This is a genomic window from Oceanicella sp. SM1341, from assembly GCF_003448965.1.
Taxonomy (GTDB): Bacteria; Pseudomonadota; Alphaproteobacteria; order Rhodobacterales; family Rhodobacteraceae; genus Paroceanicella.
The window spans coordinates 1-18,487 of record NZ_QRGC01000040.1 but is presented as its reverse complement, the minus strand read 5'-3'; the positions used below and the strand labels follow the sequence as shown (position 1 = coordinate 18,487).

At 70.7% G+C, this 18,487-nt stretch carries 14 protein-coding genes; 10 read left to right on the top strand and 4 right to left on the bottom strand.

Translation table 11 applies throughout. The features are described from left to right. Window positions 1-2: 2 nt before the first annotated feature. From D3P35_RS23650 to D3P35_RS23625, 6 genes are all read left to right on the top strand, one after another. On the top strand, window positions 3-575 hold the full coding sequence (locus D3P35_RS23650) for a dTDP-4-dehydrorhamnose 3,5-epimerase family protein (protein WP_118138398.1): 573 nt from the start codon (window positions 3-5) through the stop codon (window positions 573-575). Beyond that, complete coding sequence (locus D3P35_RS23645; RefSeq protein ID WP_118138397.1) at window positions 568-1,950, top strand: DUF4910 domain-containing protein; 1,383 nt, start codon at window positions 568-570, stop codon at window positions 1,948-1,950. Before D3P35_RS23650 ends, D3P35_RS23645 begins: the two co-directional genes overlap by 8 nt. Continuing rightward, on the top strand, window positions 1,943-3,226 hold the full coding sequence (locus tag D3P35_RS23640; protein ID WP_198670784.1) for a class I SAM-dependent methyltransferase: 1,284 nt from the start codon (window positions 1,943-1,945) through the stop codon (window positions 3,224-3,226). Before D3P35_RS23645 ends, D3P35_RS23640 begins: the two co-directional genes overlap by 8 nt. A gap of 728 nt (window positions 3,227-3,954) precedes the next feature. Continuing rightward, window positions 3,955-4,929, top strand: coding sequence for a DUF707 domain-containing protein (locus tag D3P35_RS23635; protein ID WP_157982290.1), 975 nt, complete (start codon window positions 3,955-3,957; stop codon window positions 4,927-4,929). A gap of 23 nt (window positions 4,930-4,952) precedes the next feature. Further along, window positions 4,953-6,017, top strand: a complete 1,065-nt coding sequence (locus D3P35_RS23630) for an NAD(P)-dependent oxidoreductase (protein ID WP_118138395.1) — start codon at window positions 4,953-4,955, stop codon at window positions 6,015-6,017. Between the two features lie 88 nt (window positions 6,018-6,105). Next, complete coding sequence (locus tag D3P35_RS23625) at window positions 6,106-7,455, top strand: NAD(P)/FAD-dependent oxidoreductase (RefSeq protein WP_198670783.1); 1,350 nt, start codon at window positions 6,106-6,108, stop codon at window positions 7,453-7,455. A gap of 689 nt (window positions 7,456-8,144) precedes the next feature. On the opposite strand, the gene D3P35_RS23620 is transcribed toward D3P35_RS23625, so the two are convergent. After that, window positions 8,145-8,360, bottom strand: coding sequence for a hypothetical protein (locus D3P35_RS23620; RefSeq protein WP_118138394.1), 216 nt, complete (start codon window positions 8,358-8,360; stop codon window positions 8,145-8,147). Window positions 8,361-8,548: 188 nt separating this feature from the next. After that, window positions 8,549-9,592, bottom strand: a complete 1,044-nt coding sequence (locus tag D3P35_RS23615; RefSeq protein WP_118138393.1) for a sulfotransferase family 2 domain-containing protein — start codon at window positions 9,590-9,592, stop codon at window positions 8,549-8,551. A gap of 521 nt (window positions 9,593-10,113) precedes the next feature. On the opposite strand from D3P35_RS23615, the gene glf reads away from it, so the two are divergent. From glf to D3P35_RS23595, 4 genes are all read left to right on the top strand, one after another. Further along, a complete protein-coding gene (glf, locus tag D3P35_RS23610; RefSeq protein WP_118138392.1) occupies window positions 10,114-11,292 on the top strand; it encodes a UDP-galactopyranose mutase in 1,179 nt (392 codons plus the stop codon). Window positions 11,293-11,474: 182 nt separating this feature from the next. Beyond that, on the top strand, window positions 11,475-13,490 hold the full coding sequence (locus D3P35_RS23605) for a glycosyltransferase (protein ID WP_118138391.1): 2,016 nt from the start codon (window positions 11,475-11,477) through the stop codon (window positions 13,488-13,490). 3 nt (window positions 13,491-13,493) lie between these two features. Beyond that, the gene (locus tag D3P35_RS23600) at window positions 13,494-14,510 is read left to right on the top strand and encodes a glycosyltransferase family A protein (RefSeq protein ID WP_118138390.1); all 1,017 of its coding nucleotides are present in this window, start codon (window positions 13,494-13,496) and stop codon (window positions 14,508-14,510) included. 139 nt (window positions 14,511-14,649) lie between these two features. Then, window positions 14,650-15,735: a tyrosine-type recombinase/integrase gene (locus tag D3P35_RS23595; protein WP_118138389.1), complete on the top strand. Its 1,086-nt coding sequence runs from the start codon at window positions 14,650-14,652 to the stop codon at window positions 15,733-15,735. Between the two features lie 720 nt (window positions 15,736-16,455). On the opposite strand, the gene D3P35_RS23590 is transcribed toward D3P35_RS23595, so the two are convergent. Both D3P35_RS23590 and D3P35_RS23585 read right to left on the bottom strand, forming a co-directional pair. Then, window positions 16,456-17,556, bottom strand: a complete 1,101-nt coding sequence (locus D3P35_RS23590) for a hypothetical protein (protein WP_118138388.1) — start codon at window positions 17,554-17,556, stop codon at window positions 16,456-16,458. Window positions 17,557-17,615: 59 nt separating this feature from the next. Next, on the bottom strand, window positions 17,616-18,212 hold the full coding sequence (locus tag D3P35_RS23585; protein WP_118138387.1) for an HdeD family acid-resistance protein: 597 nt from the start codon (window positions 18,210-18,212) through the stop codon (window positions 17,616-17,618). Between the last annotated feature and the right edge of the window lie 275 nt (window positions 18,213-18,487).

The window sequence follows — 18,487 nt, the reverse complement described above, 5'->3', positions numbered from 1 at the left end:
GCATGAGGATCCTTCCCGTCGGAGACAGCGACGCCCGGTTGCTCGAGCCGGTGCTGCATGCCGACGACCGCGGCTTCTTCGCCCGGTCCTGGTGCGCGCAGAGCGTCCGGGAGGCCGGGTTTGCCTTCACGCCGCTGCAGGGCAATGTCTCGCTCACCCGCGGCGCCGGCACCCTGCGCGGCATGCATTTCCAGCGCGCCCCGCGCCCCGACCCGAAGATCGTGCGCTGCAGCCTGGGGCGCATCCATGACGTGATCGTGGACCTGCGCGAGGGCTCGCCCACCCGCGGCCAGGCCTTTGCCCATGTGCTCGACGGCGCGCGCCCGCAGCTGCTCTGCGTGCCCGGCGGCTTCGCGCATGGCTTCCAGCTCCTCTCGGAGGAGGCGATGGTGGAATACCTGATGGGCGAGGTCTACGTGCCCGAACTCTACGACGGTTTCTGCCACGACGACCCCGCCCTGGGGCTCGCCTGGCCGCTGCCGGTGCGCGGACTGTCGGAGAAGGACCGCGCCTGGCCGCCGCTTGCCGGCCGCGTCCCCTGGCTCGCCTCCAGCCGGGAGGGCACCCATGCTTGACCGCGACGAGACCCGCAGCGCCACGCGGGCAGGGGCAGGCGGCTTCGAGCTGCACGGCTTCTGCCGCAGCCTCTACCCCATCGCCCGCTCCATCACCGGCCCCGGCGTGCGCGAGACCCTCGCCCATGTCGCCCGGCACGTGCCGCTCGAGATCCACGAGGTGGCGAGCGGCACCCCGGTGCTCGACTGGCATGTGCCGGAGGAATGGAGCATCCGCGCCGCCACCATCCGCAGCCTCTCGGGCGAGGTGCTGGTCGATTTCGCCGCGCATTCGCTGCACGTGATGGGCTATTCGGTGCCGGTGAGCGGGGTGTTCTCGCGCGAGGCGCTGGCGGCCCATGTCCACACCCTGCCGGAGCGGCCCGGCATCATCCCCTACCGCACCGGCTATTACGCGCGCGACTGGGGCTTCTGCATGGCCCACGAGACCTGGGAGCGCATGCGCGACGCCGAATACCGGGTGGAGATCGACAGCACGCTGGCGCCGGGCAGCCTCACGTATGGCGAGGCGTTCTTTCCCGGCGAGGAGGAGGGCGAGGTGCTGGTGAGCGCGCATGTCTGCCACCCCTCGCTGGCCAATGACAATCTCTCCGGCATCGCGGTGGCGACCGCGCTGGGGATCGCCGCACGGGAGGCGGGCGCGCGCCGGCGGCTGGGGCTGCGGCTGCTGTTCGTGCCCGCCACCATCGGCACCATCGCCTGGCTGGCGCGCAACGAGGCCCGGCTGGGGGCGATCCGCGCCGGGCTGGTGCTGACCTGCCTCGGCGATACGGGCCCCTTCCACTACAAGCGCTCCCGCCAGGGCACCGCGCTCGTTGACCGGGCGGTGGCGCATGTGCTGGGCGGGGGCGAGACGCCGCATGCCCTGCTGCCCTTCACCCCGGACGGCTACGACGAGCGGCAGTATTGCTCGCCGGGGTTCGACCTGCCGGTGGGCTGCCTGATGCGCGGCGTGCACGGGCGCTTCCCCGAGTATCACACCAGTGAGGACAACTGCGATTTCATCACGCAAGCGGCGCTGGAGCGCTCGCTCGCGGTGGCGCAGGCGGCCCTCGACGTGATCGACGGCGACGTGACCTGGGTGCGCACCGACGGGCGGGGCGAGCCGCAGCTCGGCCGCCGCGGCCTCTACCGGGCGATTTCCGGCCAGACCACTTCCGCTGCCGCGAGCCAGATGGACCTGATGTGGTTCCTCAACCTCGCCGACGGCGCCCACAGCCTGCTCGACATGGCCGAGCGCGCCGGCGTGCCCTTCGCGCGCCTGCAGGCCGCGGCGCGGCTGGCCGAGGCGGCCGGGCTGGTGGCCCGCGTGACTGTTTCAGACGAGTTCATTGGTGACACTCCTCTTGGTGCGAAGGATTTCCCTCATGCCTGACGACCAGATGACAGAAGACCACGCGGGCCTGCGCGACGCGCGCCGCATCACCTGTTGCCGCTCCTGTGGCGGGGCGGAGCTGACCATGGTGCTCGACCTCGGCGCCCAGCCGCTGGCCAACGCCCTGCTCGAGCCCGCCGACCTCGACCACGAGGAGCCGGTCTTCCCGCTCGAGGTGATGATCTGCGAGGGCTGCGGCCTGCTGCAGGTGAGCGAGACCATCCCGCCGCAGGTGCTGTTCGGGATGGATTACCCCTATTACTCCTCCTTCATCCCCGCCCTGCTGGCCCACAGCCGCGAGCATGCGCTGGCGCTGATGGAGGAGCGGCGGCTGGGCGCGGACGACCTCGTGGTCGAGATCGCCTCCAACGACGGCTACCTGTTGCGCAATTTCGTCGAGGCCGGGGTGCCGGTGCTGGGGATCGACCCGGCCGACGGCCCGGCGGCGGCGGCGCGCAAGGTGGGGGTGGAGACCATCCAGGACTATTTCGGCGCGGCCCTCGCGGGCCAGCTCGTCTCCGAGGGGCGGCGCGCCTCGGTGATGCTGGCCAACAACGTGCTCGCACACGTCGAGAACATCAACGATTTCGTCGAGGGCTTCGCGGTGCTGCTCGCCGGGGACGGCATCGCCGAGTTCGAGTTTCCCTACGTGCGCGACCTGGTCGAGCAATGCGCCTTCGACACGATCTACCACGAGCACGTGTTCTACTACTCGCTCACCGCGCTGGAGCCCCTGTTCGAGCGCCACGGGCTGCACCTCAACGACGTGACGCGCCTGCCCATTCACGGCGGCTCGCTGCGCCTGCGGGTGAGCCGGCTGCGCGGCAAGAGCGCGCGGCTGCTGGCCCTGCAGGAGGAGGAGCGGCTGCTGGGCATCGGCGGGCTCGACTATTACCAGCGCTTCGGGGCGCGGGTGGAGAAGATCGGCGCCGACCTGCGCACCATGCTGGGCGAGATGCGCGCCCGCGGCCGCACCGTGGCCGCTTACGGCGCCGCGGCCAAGGGGGCGACGCTGCTCAACTTCGCCCGGCTGCCCGAGGGCACCATCGACTACGTGGTCGACCGCAACACCAACAAGGTGGGCAAGTACATGCCCGGGGTGCGGCTGGAGATCCGGCCGGTGGAGGCGCTGCTGGAGACGAAGCCGGAGGCGCTGCTGATCCTGTCGTGGAATTTCGCCGATGAAATCGTGGCCCAGCAGGCGGCCTACAGCTCCCAGGGAGGGACCTTCCTATGCGCGATTCCGCATCCGCGGATCATCCCCGCGCCGGCCTGAGCGCCATGGTCGCCCCCGTTTCCGGCACCCCCCTGGCCACCCTGGCCGCGCTGCAGGCCCGGGCCGCCGGCCTGCCGCCCGCCGCGGGCTACGGCCCGGCCGATGCCGCGCCGGGCGCGGCCTCCGCGGCGGAACCGCCGCTCACTTTTGCAACGGCGGAACCGCCGCTCACTTTTGCCACGGCGGAGCCGCCGCTCGCTTCTGCAACGGCGGAAGCGCCGCTCGCTTCCGCCACGGCGAAGCCGCCCCGGACCGTCACAGCGCCGCCGCCCCGGACCGTCACAGCGCCGCCGCCCCGGACTTTCGCAATGGCGGAGCCGCCCCGGACCGTGATGGCGGCAGGGCCGGGGGAGACGGATCTGGCGGCCCTGCCGCCGGTGACCGAACTGGCGGCTCCGCCGCGGGGGACCGAACTGGCGGCTCCGCCGCGGGGGACCGAACTGGCGGCTCCGCCGCGCGGTTTCGAGATGGCGGCTCCGCCGAACGGTTTCGAGTTGGCGGCTTTGCCGCCGGGGGCAACTCCGGCCGGGGCCGGGACGCAGGCGGGAGCCATGCTCCCGGCACACAATACCCCGGCGGCGGTGCCGCCGGGGCTCGCGGTGGGGGAGACGCCGAAGGGCGCGAGGGCCGGGGAGGCGCCGGTGACGGTTGCCTCTCCGGCTTCCGCCGCCACTCCGGGTCCGGGCCCCGCTGCGGCCCCCGCCCCGGCCGCGAGCCGGGTGCTGGCGGTGAGCGCCGGCAGCACCGCGCCGGGCCGGGCCCGGGGGACCGCGGCCGAGCGCGCCGCCCCCGCCCCGGGCCTGGCCCGGCGCAACCTGGTCTTCGCCCGGGTGGGGCGCAACTCGCTCTACCGCCACTGGCTGGGCGAGCCCGCCGCCGAGCGCAACTGGGACCTGCAGCTCTCCACCTACGACCCCGATGCTCCGGGGCTGGAGGAGGGCGACTTCCCGCTCTCCGTCGACCGCGGCACCAAGTGGGACAGCATCTGCCGCCATTTCCGCGAGCGGCCCTGGCTGCTCGACCGCTACGAGTTCGTGATGTTCCCCGACGACGACCTGTTCTTCGACCAGGGCAACATCACCCGGCTCTTCGCGCTCTGCTCCGAGGAGGGGCTCGACATCGCCCAGCCCGCACTGCTGCCCTCGAGCTACGTCTCCTACCCGATCGTGATGCAATGCCCGCGCTTCCGGCTGCGCTACACCAATTACGTCGAGCCGATGACCCCGGTGATCCGGGCGAGCTACTTCAAGGTGCTGCTGCCCTATCTCGAGCGCTGGCCCACCGGCTGGGGCCAGGACGACATCTGGACCCTGCTGATGCCCGAGCCCGCCTTCCGCGCCGCGGTGATCGACGCGGTGCCGGTGCTGCACACCCGGCCCCTCTACACCGGCGACATCTACCGGCATTTCGAGAAGCTCGGCATGGACCCGCGCCACGATCTCTCCGAGATCCGCGCCAGCTTCCGCGGCCTGCCGGGGGCCAAGCGGGTCTACGGCGGGGTGCTCGCCTCGGGCACGAAGGTGGGCAGCCTGCTCACCAACACGCTCAACGGGCTGCACCTGCTGCGCGCCGCAAGCTCGGTGCGCGCCCGCTACGGCACCCAGAAGACCGCGCTCGGCATGCTGCTGCGCTCGGTCACCCGGTTTCGCTACCGCCCCTCGCAATTGCAGTCCTCGCCCGCCGGCGGCATCGGTGCCGGCTGATTTTCGTGAAAAGTGATCCCTCCATGCGCATCCTCATTACCGGTAACATGGGCTATGTCGGCCCGGTCGTGGTGGCCCATCTCAGGGCGCGGTTTCCCGAGGCCGAGCTGATCGGCTACGACAGCGGCTTCTTCGCGCCGCACCTGACCACGGACGACCCCTTCCCCGAGCGGCTGCTCTCGCGCCAGGTGTTCGGCGACATGCGCGACCTCTCCCCCTGCCTGCTCGAGGGGGTGGACGCGGTGGTCCATCTCGCCGCCATCTCCAACGACCCGATGGGCAAGCGCTTCGAGGCGCCGACCATCGACATCAACCAGGAGGCCAGCCTGCGGCTCGCGGCGCTCGCGCGCGACGCGGGCGTGGCGAATTTCGTCTTCGCCTCGAGCTGCAGTGTCTACGGCTTTGCCGAGGGCGGCCCGCGCCGGGAGGGCGACGCGCTCAACCCGCTCACCGCCTATGCCCGCTCCAAGATCGGCACCGAGGAGGGGCTGCACGCGCTCGACGCGCCGGGCATGACCATCACCTGCCTGCGCTTCGCCACCGCCTGCGGGATGTCGCCGCGCCTGCGCCTCGACCTGGTGCTGAACGATTTCGTCGCCGCCGCCCTCATCACCGGCGAGGTGAAGGTGCTCTCCGACGGCACGCCCTGGCGCCCGCTCATCGACGTGGCGGACATGGCGCGGGCCATCGAATGGGCCTGCGGCCGCAGCCCGGAGCAGGGCGGGCGCTGCCTGTCGGTGAACGCGGGCTCGGACCGCTGGAACTACCAGGTCTCGGAACTCGCCGAGGCGGTGGCGCGCGCGGTGCCGGGCACCCAGGTGTCGATCAACCGCGACGCCCCGCCCGACAAGCGCTCCTACCAGGTGGATTTCACCCTGTTCCGCGGGCTCGCGCCCGATCACCAGCCGCGGCTGGGCCTGGAGGACAGCGTGAGCCGGCTGCGCGACGGCATCCTGCGCGCCCATGACATCGGCACCGATTTCCGCCGCTCCGACGCGGTGCGCCTCTTCACCCTCGAGCGCCATCTCGAGGCGGAGCGGCTCTCGCCGGACCTGCGCTGGCGCATGGCCGAGGAAGGGGCCGCCTGAGGCCCCCGACACCGCACCGCCGCGGGGAGGCGTTACGCCCCGCGGATCCCGGGTTTTCACAAGTCATTTTCTCGAAAGGGTTCCGGTCATGGACGATATGGGTTTGAACGACGGGGGCGAGGACGGCGGCTTCGCCATCCTGGGCAGCGGCGTGGGCGGGCTGGGGGCGGCGAACCAGCTCTCCGAGCACGGCATCCGCCCGAAGCTCTACGACATGCGCCCGCGCCCCGGCGGGCTCACCTCCAGCTTCGGCTCCGGCGACGGTTTCACCTTCGACGAGGGCGTGCACATCTCCTTCACCAAGAGCGACCGGGTGAAGGAGCTCTTCGCCGCCTCCACCGGCCAGCAGTTCGAGACCGGCCAGGTCTATTGCAACAACTTCTGGCAGGGGCACTGGATCAAGCATCCCGCCCAGGTGAACCTGCACGGGCTGCCCACCGACCTGGTGGTGAACTGCATCCGCGATTTCGTCGCCGCCTCCACCGGGCCGGAGCCCGAGATCCGCAACTACGAGGACTGGCTGATGGCGGCCTTCGGGCCCACCTTCGCCAACACCTTCCCGATGCTCTACACCCGCAAGTACCACACCACCGAGGCGGCCAACATGACCACGGACTGGCTGGGCCCGCGGCTCTACCGGCCCAACCTCGAGGAGGTGCTGCGCGGGGCGCTCGCGCATGAGCCGCTCGACGTGTTCTACGTGAACGAGTACCGCTACCCCAGCGAGGGCGGCTTCGAGGGCTTCGTGCGCGGGCTCTACGGGCGCGCCGACATCCACTGCGACCACGAGGTGACCCGCATCGACCCGGTGGCGAAGCGGCTCTCCTTCGCCAACGGCCGGGCGGCGGAATACGGCAAGCTGATCTCCTCCATCCCGCTGCCGAAGCTGGTGCCGCTGATCGCCGGCGCGCCGGCGGACGTGCTGGAGGCGGCGGGCAAGCTCGCCTGCTCGCAATCCGTGGTGGTGAACATCGGCATCAACCGCCCCGCCGAGAGCCGCGCCCAGTGGTCCTACTTCTACGACGAGGACATCCCCTTCGCCCGGGTGAGCTACCGCCGCGCCCTCGCGCGCGCCTCGGTGCCGGAGGGCTGTGCGGCCTACCAGGCGGAGATCTACTTCTCCGACAAGTACCGCCCCCTCACCGGCACGCCGGAAGACTGGATCGAGCCTGCCATCGAGGGGCTGCTGAAATGCGGCCTGGTGCAGGACCGGGAGGAGATCATCCACCGCTCGGCGATCTGGATCCCGTTCGCCAACGTGATCTTCGACCATGACCGGCGCCCGGCGCTCGACACGGTGCACGGCTATCTCGACGACATCGGCATCGGCTACTGCGGGCGCTTCGGCAACTGGGGCTACATCTGGACCGACGCGGCCTTCCTGAGCGGCGAACGCGCCGCCCGCCGCGCCCTCGGCGCCACGGTGGGCGCCGACTGAGCGCCCCTCCGGAGACGACATTCCGGCCCCCCTCCCGTCTGTCCCTCGGGAGGGAGCAGAGATCCCGGCACGCTCGCCCGCGTGCCGGGATTTTTCATGGGATCCGGGGGGTTGCGCCGCTGCCGCGCGTTCCGGGGGCGCTCTGCCCGGCACCGGGCGGGGGCGCGGGGCGGGGGGAGGACTCCCGGTAATATGCCATTATCGGGAATGACGCCGAAGCGCCGGAAAAACCGCCGCGCAGCCCACCGGCCGGGACCGCGGCGCCCGCGCGGATGCGGCCGGGCGCGGGGCGGAGGCGGCGTGCCATTGTCGCCGTCGCGGAAGGCGGCGCGCTTGGCGGCAGCGGCCAGGCGGTGTCGGCAGTCGGCTCTCCGCGCCCGGTCCGGCAGCGCAGCCGGAGCCGAACGGCCCTGGCGGCCCGGACGGAGGCGGTTGCCGGCGGTCCGGGGCCGGTCTTCGAAGGCGTCGGGGGATCGGAGCGCGTACCGGCTGGCCCGGTGACATTGCCGCAAGCCGCGCGCCGGGCACGAAAAGACACCCGGGGCGCGGGTGCGGTCGGTTCCGGAAAGGGGCGGGAGAGGGAGGGCCGGGGGCCCTCGGCCGGCCGGGGGGCGGTGCCCCCCGGCGCGGGCGCCTGTCGGCGGGCGAAGGCCGCCGGCAGGCGTCAGGACGCGCGATGCGTCGGAAGCTCAGGCGGCCTCGGCTTCGGGCTCGACCTGGATGAGCGAGAAGCCCTTCTTGTCAAGAACGCGGAGGATCTTGCGGGCCTTCATGATGCGGTCCTTGTGGGTCAGCTCCCAGTCGGCCTCGCGCTCTTCCTTGGACTTGCCGCGCATGTCGGTCATCCATTCGGCGCGGGCGAGGCGGAAAGCCAGGACGGGCTTCTTCGGTTCGGTATCAGCCATTTGTAGACCTCGCTACTAGGGGTGTTCGATGCGACTCACAGTAGGCGCGCCATTGCGGTGTATCAAGTGTATTGTACGAAAATATGCCGATTCAGGGCCATTTTTGAGATTCAGGCCCGGAGGAAATCAAAAAACAGGCGGAAAATCGCCTGTTTTTCTGCCGCACCCGCGGAATCCCGGTGCGCGGCTCAGTAGCTGAAGGCCTCGTAGTCGATGGCATAGATCGACTGGCACAGCTTGTGCGCCTCCCGGTCCTGCAGCAGCTCGTCCGCCGCCGCGGACTGGCGGTTCTCCCAGATGCCCTCGTCGGGCAGCGCGATGTCGAGGCGCTCGGAGAGCGTGCGGTAGTAGCTCTCCATGTCCTCCATCCGCCCGGTGATGCTGGGCCGGAACACCTCGGGCTTGATGAAGGTCACCTGCGGGCGCCAGTGGGCGTCGATGGCGTCGAGCCCCTCGGTCTTGGCCTGCCACTGCACGTAGCGCAGGAACAGCCGGAACCCTTCCGCCGTGTCGGGGTGGCGGTCCCAGTCGAAGCCCAGGGCGGCGTTGATGCGGAAACGGTCGCGGGCGAACCACAGGCTCTTCGCCCGGTGCGATTTGCACAGGTAGCGAAAGCCCGAGACCGCCCGGCCGAAGGGCTCGCGCACCACGCAGATGCGCTCCTTCGGCCCGTTGGAGCCGATCAGCCGCTGGGCGGAATGCCCCTGCCAGACCGCGCGCGAGAACACCCCGTGGTCGACCAGCATGTGCAGGGCGGCGGAGGGGTTTATGTCATGCTCCGGCGTGGCCCGGACGCTCATGTCGCAGCCGAACTCGGCGCGGAACAGCAGCCGCAGCGTGGAGGAGGAGGCGTTCTTGCCCACCGAGATGAAGCCCCAGCGCAGCGAGGGCGGCAGGATGACCTGGAACAGGAAGCCCCAGGCGGCGGCGCGGTCGGGGAACTGCTCGGGGAAGGCCTCGAACGTGGCGTTCACGGCGCGGTCCTGCGCCTCGGGCGCGGCGGAGGCGTAGAACAGCCGGTGCGGCGCCCGGGCCGGGGCGCCGCTCGCCGGGGCGGGGCGGGGCGGGGCGGCGGCGGCGGCCTCCGCGCGCTTGCGCCAGCGCGTGTAGGTGGGCTGGGTCACGCCGATGCTCCGCACCGCCTCGGCCAGCGGAACCCCCCTGCCGAGCAGGGCGGTGACCTCGTCGAGCCTGGCCCGGATCTCCTCTGCCGAGTAGCGCCTGGATGCCATTGCGTTCTCCTTCCTCGGGCATGACCGGCCCGCGAGGCTGCGCGCACCGGTTGTGCAGCGCATTACGGTCTTTCATGCCATGCTTCCCTCTGCCGGCACGCGCGCGCGGGCCGGCCCGACCCCGTGCTGCCGGTCTGGCGGGCCGGGGGCCCGCCTGCTGCGCGATGCGAGCGACAGTCTCGAATCGCGTTCTCTCCCAATGCAGGTATGGTAGGCCGACCCCGTAACTCCGCAACATCCCGTGCATATTCATCCGGAACGTGTATCGTTGTCATGAATGCACCCGGACCGGGGGCGCGTGACGTATCACCGCATGGCCAGCGGAAAGCCCGGGAGTTCACTTTCAATGAACGCGTTTCGGGCGACACAATCTTTCGTACTGGTCAGTGATGTCAATTTCCCGCGTGAAGTGTATCCATCAGGGGTAGCAGCCCGGAGAAGCATGCACTAACAATCTAGCCTTGGTGGTCCGGGACGCCCCATTCCGACCACGATCTGGCGCTCAATTTGAGGATGGTGAATTGCGGATTCTTTTCGTGGGAGCCGGCCTGTCCGGCGCGGTTATCGGACGACGGCTGGCCGAGGCAGGCCACAGCGTGACACTCATCGACAGCCGCGCGCACGTGGGCGGCAACTGTCACACCGAACGCGACGCGGAAACCGACGTGATGGTGCATGTCTACGGTCCGCACATCTTCCACACCGACGACGAGGAGGTGTGGAACTACGTGAACGGCTTCACCACCTTCATGCCCTACAAGAACCGGGTGAAGACCACGAGCCAGGGCGCGGTCTACTCGCTGCCGGTGAACCTGCACACGATCAACCAGTTCTACGGCAAGACCCTGCGCCCGGCCGAGGCCCGCGCCTTCATCGAGGAACAGGCCGACACCTCGATCACCGACCCGCAGACCTTCGAGGAACAGGCGCTGCGCTTCGTGGGCCCCGACCTCTACGCGGCCTTCTTCAAGGGCTACACCGAGAAGCAGTGGGGCTGCTCGCCCACCGAGCTGCCCGCCTCGATCCTCAAGCGCCTGCCGGTGCGCTTCAACTACGACGACAACTACTTCTTCCACCGCTTCCAGGGCATGCCCGAGAACGGCTACACGCCGATGATCGAGGCGATCCTCGACCACCCGGGGCTGGAGGTGAAGCTCGAGACCTGGTTCACCCCCGAGATGGGGGCGGAGTATGACCACGTGTTCTACTCCGGCCCGCTCGACGGCTATTTCGACTACAAGCTGGGCCGGCTGGGCTACCGCACCCTCGATTTCGAGCGCTTCTCGGACACCGGCGACTACCAGGGCTGCGCGGTGATGAACTACGGCGACCGCGAGGTGCCCTTCACCCGCATCACCGAGCACAAGCACTTCAGCCCCTGGGAAGAGCACGAGGGCACGGTGTGCTACCGCGAGTTCTCGCGCAGCTGCACCCCCGAGGACATTCCCTACTACCCGATCCGCATGGTCGACGAGAAGGCGCTGCTGGCCCAGTACGTGGATCTCGCCAGGGAGACCCGGGGGGTCACCTTCGTCGGCCGGCTGGGCACCTATCGCTACCTCGACATGGACGTGACCATCCGCGAGGCGCTCGACACCGCCGGGGAGTTCCTCGCGCATGTCGAGGCGGGCGCGCCGGCACCGGCCTTCCACATCGATCCGCTGACCGGCCTCAAGCAGGCCGCCGTCCCGGCTCAATGAACCGGCCGGCTCCGGCCTGGCATCGGGCTCCCGCCGGCGGGAGCCCTTCGGCGATTTCGGCGATCATCGGGGGATGATGATGAACAGATATCGAATTTCAGGACGAGGCGAGGCCGGGGGACGTGCAAGCGGCCCCCGCCTCGAACTGCGCGGCAGCAAGGGCTAAGGGGCGGTATCCGAAGATGACAGCGACATTCACGACCAGACTGGAACAGGGGCTGTGGCCGAACGCGCATTTCGAGCTGCGCGTGAGCGAGGGCGACCGGCCGTTCCACATCACCTTCCGCCGCGCGGAGAACACCTACAGCCTCAACTCGATGGAGAAATGGGACTGGGGCGAGGAGGAGGTCTTCGAGCTGCCCGTGCCCATGGACCAGGTCCAGGACTTCGAGGTGACGGTGAAGGACCGCATCGCCTCGGTCTCGATCCTCGGCAAGGTGCATGAATTCGAGATGTATGTCTCCGAGAACGAGGTGGAGCTGAAGCCGGACGGCAACCACGCCACCTGGGAGGCCTTCCGCCCCAAGAAGGTCAAGACCTCCGAGATCGAGGTGAAGCCCGAGCGGGTGAGCACGGTGCGCATCGCGCACCGCGATCTCAAGCTGCCGGCCGAGGTGAAGGAGGAGACCTGCAAGAAGCTCGCCGAGGCCGCGAAGAACGACCCCGGCGTCTACGTGCGCTTCATGACCTCGCGGCCGATCGCCCAGGCCGGCAAGCCGCTGGTGATCATCGACATCGAGCCCAACACGCTGCTCTTCGCGCTCACCGCCAAGGTGCTGCTGCCGGAGGTGCGCCTGCTCAAGCTCGCGCCGAACAAGGAGACCGCCAGCGCGATGGAGGCCATCGCCAAGGCCAACAACATCTCCAAGGTCGAGATCGCGACCAAGGAGGAGATCACCCGCGTGCTGCAGAACGGCCGCGGCGCGGTGCTGGTGCAGGGCGGGCTCGCCTTCGAGGTGCTCGGCGACGTGATCGACGGGCTGAGCGAGGCGCGCCGGGCCAACCTGTCGCTGTGGACCGCGGCGATGGAGATCGTGCCGGGCAACCGGGTGTTCCCCTGCGCCAACGCGCAGATCTGGTCGCCGCCGAACTGGACGCTGAACCACAATGCTGCCATCGACGTCTCCGGGCGCCGGCACGGCGTGGACGTGACCGTGGCCGCCTACAACACCGGCGAATACCTCATCCCCTGCGCGGAATCGCTGCTGTGCGAGGGCCGCGACGACGTGCGCGTGATCATCGTGGACGACGGCTCCAGCGACGGCTCGGGCGAGGCCGCGGCCGAGCATTTCAAGAACGAGCCGCGGGTGCGCGTGGAGCGCAAGCCCAACGGCGGCTGCGCCTCGGCGCGCAACTACGGCCGCCTGGTCTCGGACGCCACCCATATCGCCTTCGTGGACGCGGATGACTTCGTCACCCCCGGCTTCTTCGGCGATCTCTACGACCTCGCGCTCTACTCGGGCTGCGAGATGACCCAGGCAGGCTTCGACTTCTACGACGAGAGCCTCAAGACCCCCTATTACGACAGCTACGAGGAAGACCTGTTCAAGGACTACCCGCGGGATTCCTTCAAGGGCCAGGAGCTCATCCGCCTGCAGTCCTGGGAGATCATCAAGGGCCAGCCCTCGATCTGGCGCAAGGTCTACCGCCGCGACTTCCTCGACGCGAAGAACATCTACTTCCCCGAGAACGTCCGCGCCTACGACGACTACATCTTCCAGATGTTCACCCTCACCGCGGCGCGCGACGTGATGATGCTGCCGCATCACAAGTACCACTACCGCCAGCACGCGGCCCAGGACATCAAGCAGGGCGACGAGCGGCATTTCTACATGCTGTTCATGTTCCAGATGCTCATCCGCCGCTCCATCGCCGAGCGCTGGCCGAACTTCCGGCCCTACGCGGAATCGATCGTGGATTCGGTCTCCTGGTCGGCCAGCGTGCTGCGCGCCGACCTGGTGGAGAGCTTCCTGCGCGCCAATGCGCGCTTCTGCGTCGGCATCGCCAAGACCTACGGGCGCGAGACCATCGAGGACCTGCTGCCGCGGGTGAAGCACCCGGATTTCGATTTCTACTACCGCGACGAGACCAGGAAGCTGGAAGGCATCAGCGCCGGGGCGTTCTGGGCGTATTTCAATGGGGAGCTGTACCATCCGGACATCCTCCGCATGCGTCAGTCCATGAGAAAGGCAAGCTAAGGCATGGCCGAAGACAAGAATCCGCGCATCTCCTGCATCGTCACCGCCTACAACGAAGGCCCGCTCGCCCGTGTCTCGATCGAATCCCTGCTGACCCAGTCCTTCGGGGATTTCGAGATCCTGCTCGTGGACGACGGCGCCTCGGAGGAAACCCGCGAGACGCTGCACACCTTCAAGGACGAGCGCATCCTGCACATCCGCCAGGCCAATGACGGGCTGTCCTCGGCGCGCAACCGCGCGCTGAACGTGGCGCGGGGCGATTACGTCTGCTTCCTCGATGCCGACGACACCCGCCCGACCTGGGCCTTCCAGACCATGATGGCGGCGGCGAAGGACGACGTGGACGTGGTGTTCTCGCCCGGCGTGCTGCAGGAAGTGCGCAAGGAGACCGGCTCCTTCTACGACCAGGACCATTTCGAGCGGCTGATCACCAACCGCATGGCGCGCATGGTCTCCTCGGGCGACCCGAAGCTCTGGGTCTCGGCCATGCGCGAGCTGGCCTGCGTGGAGCCGCAATGCGCCAACAAGATGGTGCGCCGCGGCTTCCTCGAGCAGCACAAGCTGCGCTTCCCGGCGGGTCTGTTCTTCGAGGACATGATCATGCATTACGGGCTGCTCACCAACATGCGCAGCTACGCGCTCACCGAGCTGCCCACCTTCACCTATTTCCGCCGCTACGGCCGGCCGCAGATCACCTCCGGCACCTCCACCACCCGCTTCGACGCGATCTCCACCGCGACGAACGCGCTGCACCTGTTCTCCTTCTCGGAGTATTTCCAGGACGTGGTGCTGCGCAGCCTGGTGCTGGCCTCGGCCTTCAAGCTGCTGAAATGGTGCGAGGAGAGCGTCTCGCACGACCATGCCTTCGCCTACGGCCAGGCGATCCGGGCGCTGGTCAACGGGCTGGACCCGCGCTACCTGAAGCCGCTGGACGAACACTGGGCGGAGATCGCCTACCAGCATGCCCCCTGGGTGCAGCCCGCGCTGCAGTACGTGGCGGGCCGGCAGGCGCGCAACTGACGCGCGCCGGAGACGGCAGACGCGGTTCCGGCCCGGCCGGGGCCGCGCGACGCCCGGGCTCCCGGCCCGGCGGCAGTTGCGCCGCCGGGCGAAACCGGGCAGCCTTGGCCCGGGCCGGGCGGCACGGGAAGGGGCGAGGATGAGCGAAGTGGCGGCAGCAGGGGCGCTGAGCCTGCCGGTGGCGGGGCTCCCGGCCGAGGATGCCGCGGCGCTCACCGAGCTCTACATCCGCGGCACCGCCCCCAACACGCTGCGCGCCTACGAGCGCGATCTCGCCTATATCGCCGCCTGGAAGCAGGAAGCCTTCGGGGCCGCTCTCGCCTGGCCGGAGAGCGAGGCGGTGGCGCTGCGCTTCGTGCTCGAGCATACCGGCGATGCCGGGCCCGCCGCGCAGGCGGTGGCCGGGGCGCTGGTGGCCCGCGGGCTGCGCCGCGACACCGCTCCGCCCAGCCCGGCCACGCTCGACCGGCGCATCGCCACCTGGCGGGCCTTCCACCGCATGCGCAACCTGCCCTCGCCCTTCGAGGCGCCGCTCATCGCCCAGGCGCGGGCGCGCGGGCGGCGGGCGCAGGCGCGGCGGCCGCAGCGCCGCTCGGCCAACCCGATCACCCGCCCGGTGCTGGAGGCGATGCTCGCCGCCTGCGGGCCCGGCCTGCGCGGGCTGCGCGACCGGGCGGTGCTGATGCTGGGCTGGGCCTCGGGCGGGCGGCGGCGCTCGGAGATCTCCGGGCTGATGCGCGAGGATGTCGATATTTCCGAGTTCGACGCCAAGGGGCTGGTCTGGCTGTCGCTGCTCGAGACCAAGACCACGGGCCGCGGGGCCACGCCGCGGCTGGTGCTCAAGGGCCGGGCGGCGCGGGCGGTGGTGGCCTGGATCGATGCCGCGGGGGTGACGGGGGGGCCGCTGTTCCGGCCGATCTCGAAATCCGGGCGGGTGCTGGAGCGGCGGCTGTCGCCGGACGGGGTGCGGGCGATCCTGCGGCTGCGGCTGGCGCGGGCGGGGTTTCCGCCGGGCTTTGCCTCGGCGCACGGGCTGCGCTCGGGCTTCCTCACCCAGGCGGCGCTGGACGGGGCGCCGATCCAGGCGGCGATGCGCCTGTCGCTGCACCGCTCCATGGCCCAGGCGCAGCGCTACTACGACGACGTGGACATCGCGGTGAACCCGGCCACCGACCTGCTGGACCGGCCGGCGAAACCCGCGGCCGCGAAGCGGGGCGACGGCTGATCTGCCGGGGTCCGGTGCCTTCGGCTGACGGTCCGCCTCGGCGCAGAGCCATCGCCGGGCCGTCATCTCCCGCCCCGCGGAGCGGCATGCCGAGGGCATGTGTCCCGCGGATGTGTCGGGTTGAACTCCCGTACTGCGCTCCACGGGCGGGGGGCGTGCTGATGATGCCGCTTGCGGGCCCGAGGGCTGTCTCGTGGAGCGCGGTCCACGGGCGGGGGGCGTGCCGCATCGGCGGAGGGACGCCCGCCTCGCCGAGGGGGCTTGCGCCCCCGCAGCTCGCCGGGCGTGGCGAAGGCCCCGGAGGGCCTCCGCCGGCGCGGGGCCCGGGCGTTGCTCCGGGGATCGTGATTGCCTGATCGGCGCGGCCAGGACGCCCGGCTTCCCCCTTCCGCCCGGGCGACCAGCCCGGGCCGCGCCCGACCCTCCCCCCGGGAGGGCGCGATGGCGATGCCGGTTGCCGCACAGCCCGCGTCCGGGGCTTTCACGATAAACCGCTGACCACAGGTGTTCCTGCGCCCACCCAGGGTCGGGCGCGGCCCTTCGCGCCTGGCGGAATCCCTGGGAGAGGCGGTGTGAAAGGGATGGGCCTGGGGGTTGCGCACCGGGTGGGGACAGGGCATGCGCGCTCCCGGCTCCCGGCTCCCGGCTCCCGGCTCCCGGCTCCCGGCTCCCGGCTCCCGGCTCCCGGCTCCCGGCTCAGCGGCCTAGCGGCCTAGCGGCCTAGCGGCGGCCGGAGTGGACCGAGATCAGGCCGCCGCGCTGGGGGGGCGGGCCGGCGGGAGGGGTGGTGAAGGCGCGGGGCGCCGGTTCGGGTGTCGGACGCCCGGGGGCCGGCTCCGGGCCGGGGTCGGCCCGGGGGTGTTCAGGCGCCGCGGGCAGCGGGGTGCGGGCGAGGGCGCGGGCGAGTTCGGCCTCGGCCATGTCGTGCAGGTCCGCGGCGAGCAGTTTCTCGGCCCGGTCCATCGCGGTGTCGACCGCGGGGGCGAGGCGGGCCCCGATCTCGCCCTGCAGCCGTTCGTCGAGGAATTCGCCGGCGGAGGCGGCGATGCGCGCCTCGATCACCGGGGCGAGGGTTTCGGTGAGGGCGGCGCGCAGGCCGGGGATCTCGGCCTCGATGCGGATGCGGGCGGCTTCCTCGGCGGCGGAGACGGTTTCGGCCATCCGGCCGGAGAAGGCCTCGGCGAAGGTCTCCGCCAGGGCGCCGGAGAGCATGCCGGCCAGTTCGTCGGCCAGGCGCTCGCGGTCGAGCGCCTCCTCGAATGCGGGGGCGAAGGCGGGTGTGAAGGCGGGGCTGAAAGCCTCCGCGAAGGCGGTCGGGAAGCGGGTCTCGAAGGCCTCGGCGAAGGCATCGCTGAAGGCCCCGGCAAAGGCGGCCTCGAAGGCGGGCGGCAGCTGCTCGGCCAGGGTTTCCTCGATGGTGGGGGCGAATTCGCCGCGCAGCTCGGCGCCGTGGCGGGCGAGCGCCTCGGACATGGCGTCGCGCAGCTCCTCCGAGAGGGCGGTGGTGCGGCTGCCGATCTCGTCGCGCGCGTGGGTGATGACCTCGGTCGCGGTGATGGTGGCGGCGTCGCGCACCGTCTCCTCCACGAAGCGGCGGGTGCCCTCGCGCTCGGCCTCCTGCAGTTCGGCCGAGGCGGCGAGCCGTTCCTGCAGCCCGGCGATCTCGACCTTCAGCCCGGCGATGGCGGCGGCGCCGGCCTTCTCCTGCCGTGACAGGCGCCAGGCCAGCAGGCCGCAGAACGCCGCGGCGAGCACCGTGGCCAGCGCGAGGAGCAGGTCGGCCGGGCCGAGCGGCAGCGCCGGGATGGGAAGGTCGGGCATGCTTGGGTCTCCCCTTCGGAAGGAAGACCCGAGAGTGGCCCGCCAGTCTTAACACCCGGTTAAGCGCGCGCGGCTTCAGGCGGGGGGCGCTGGCGCACCTTCCAGGCCAGCCAGGCGAGCGAGACGCCCTCGCCCAGCAGCTCGATGCCGAGGCAGACGCCCAGCAGCCAGAGCGCCGTCACCGGCAGGCTGGCGTAGAGGAAGAAGGCCAGCACCACCGAGGCGGCCCCGCTGAGCAGCACCCAGCCCCAGTTCGGGAAGGGGCGGATGGAGAGGGCGAAGATCACCCGGGAGATGCCGCCGATCAGGAACAGGATGATCAGCAGCAGGGTGAGCATCAGCAGCCCCTCGCCGGTGTTGCGCAGGATGAACAGGCCCACGAGCAACGACAGCAGCACCGAGATGGCCTGCAGCCAGAAATACGGCAGGTGGCGGCTGGCGATGAGGCCGATGGCGCGCATCACCCCGCCGATCACCAGCAGCCAGCCCAGCACCAGGGTTATGGCGAGCGAGGAGAACACCGGGAAGAGCAGGGCGCAGAGCCCGGCGAGGGCCATGAGCCCGCCCTGGACCATGTACCAGAAGGAATGGCGGCGCACGCTCTCGCGCATCGCCTCGCGCAGGATGGCGGCGGCGGCGGGGACGGAGACGCTCACGGGGCGTCTCCGAAGCGGCGGGAAGGCAGGCGGAACCGGAGCATGTGTATCGGGTCTCCCGAAGGCGGGAGGGGGGGGGGGGGGGGGGGGGCCGGGGGCCACGGGCCGTCCCCGGGCGGATGCCGTCGATCCTGCGACGCCCCCGCCGGCTTGGCAAGCGGCCGGGGGCGTGTCCCGTCGCCCGGGTCGCCGGCCGGACCGGCTGGCACGGGGCGGGCCGCGATGGCGCTGCGCGCCCGGGCCCGCGGGAGCCGCCCCGGGGAGTTCCGCGCGCC

What these genes read in the sequence shown, in the direction of transcription:
- D3P35_RS23650 (WP_118138398.1), top strand. Translation starts at nt 3, where the DNA reads ATGAGGATCCTTCCCGTCGGAGACAGCGACGCCCGGTTGCTCGAGCCG.
- D3P35_RS23630 (WP_118138395.1), top strand. Translation starts at nt 4,953, where the DNA reads ATGCGCATCCTCATTACCGGTAACATGGGCTATGTCGGCCCGGTCGTG.
- D3P35_RS23605 (WP_118138391.1), top strand. Translation starts at nt 11,475, where the DNA reads ATGACAGCGACATTCACGACCAGACTGGAACAGGGGCTGTGGCCGAAC.
- D3P35_RS23595 (WP_118138389.1), top strand. Translation starts at nt 14,650, where the DNA reads ATGAGCGAAGTGGCGGCAGCAGGGGCGCTGAGCCTGCCGGTGGCGGGG.
- D3P35_RS23600 (WP_118138390.1), top strand. Translation starts at nt 13,494, where the DNA reads ATGGCCGAAGACAAGAATCCGCGCATCTCCTGCATCGTCACCGCCTAC.
- D3P35_RS23645 (WP_118138397.1), top strand. Translation starts at nt 568, where the DNA reads ATGCTTGACCGCGACGAGACCCGCAGCGCCACGCGGGCAGGGGCAGGC.
- D3P35_RS23625 (WP_198670783.1), top strand. Translation starts at nt 6,106, where the DNA reads ATGGACGATATGGGTTTGAACGACGGGGGCGAGGACGGCGGCTTCGCC.
- D3P35_RS23620 (WP_118138394.1), bottom strand. Translation starts at nt 8,360, where the DNA reads ATGGCTGATACCGAACCGAAGAAGCCCGTCCTGGCTTTCCGCCTCGCC.
- D3P35_RS23615 (WP_118138393.1), bottom strand. Translation starts at nt 9,592, where the DNA reads ATGGCATCCAGGCGCTACTCGGCAGAGGAGATCCGGGCCAGGCTCGAC.
- D3P35_RS23590 (WP_118138388.1), bottom strand. Translation starts at nt 17,556, where the DNA reads ATGCCCGACCTTCCCATCCCGGCGCTGCCGCTCGGCCCGGCCGACCTG.
- D3P35_RS23640 (WP_198670784.1), top strand. Translation starts at nt 1,943, where the DNA reads ATGCCTGACGACCAGATGACAGAAGACCACGCGGGCCTGCGCGACGCG.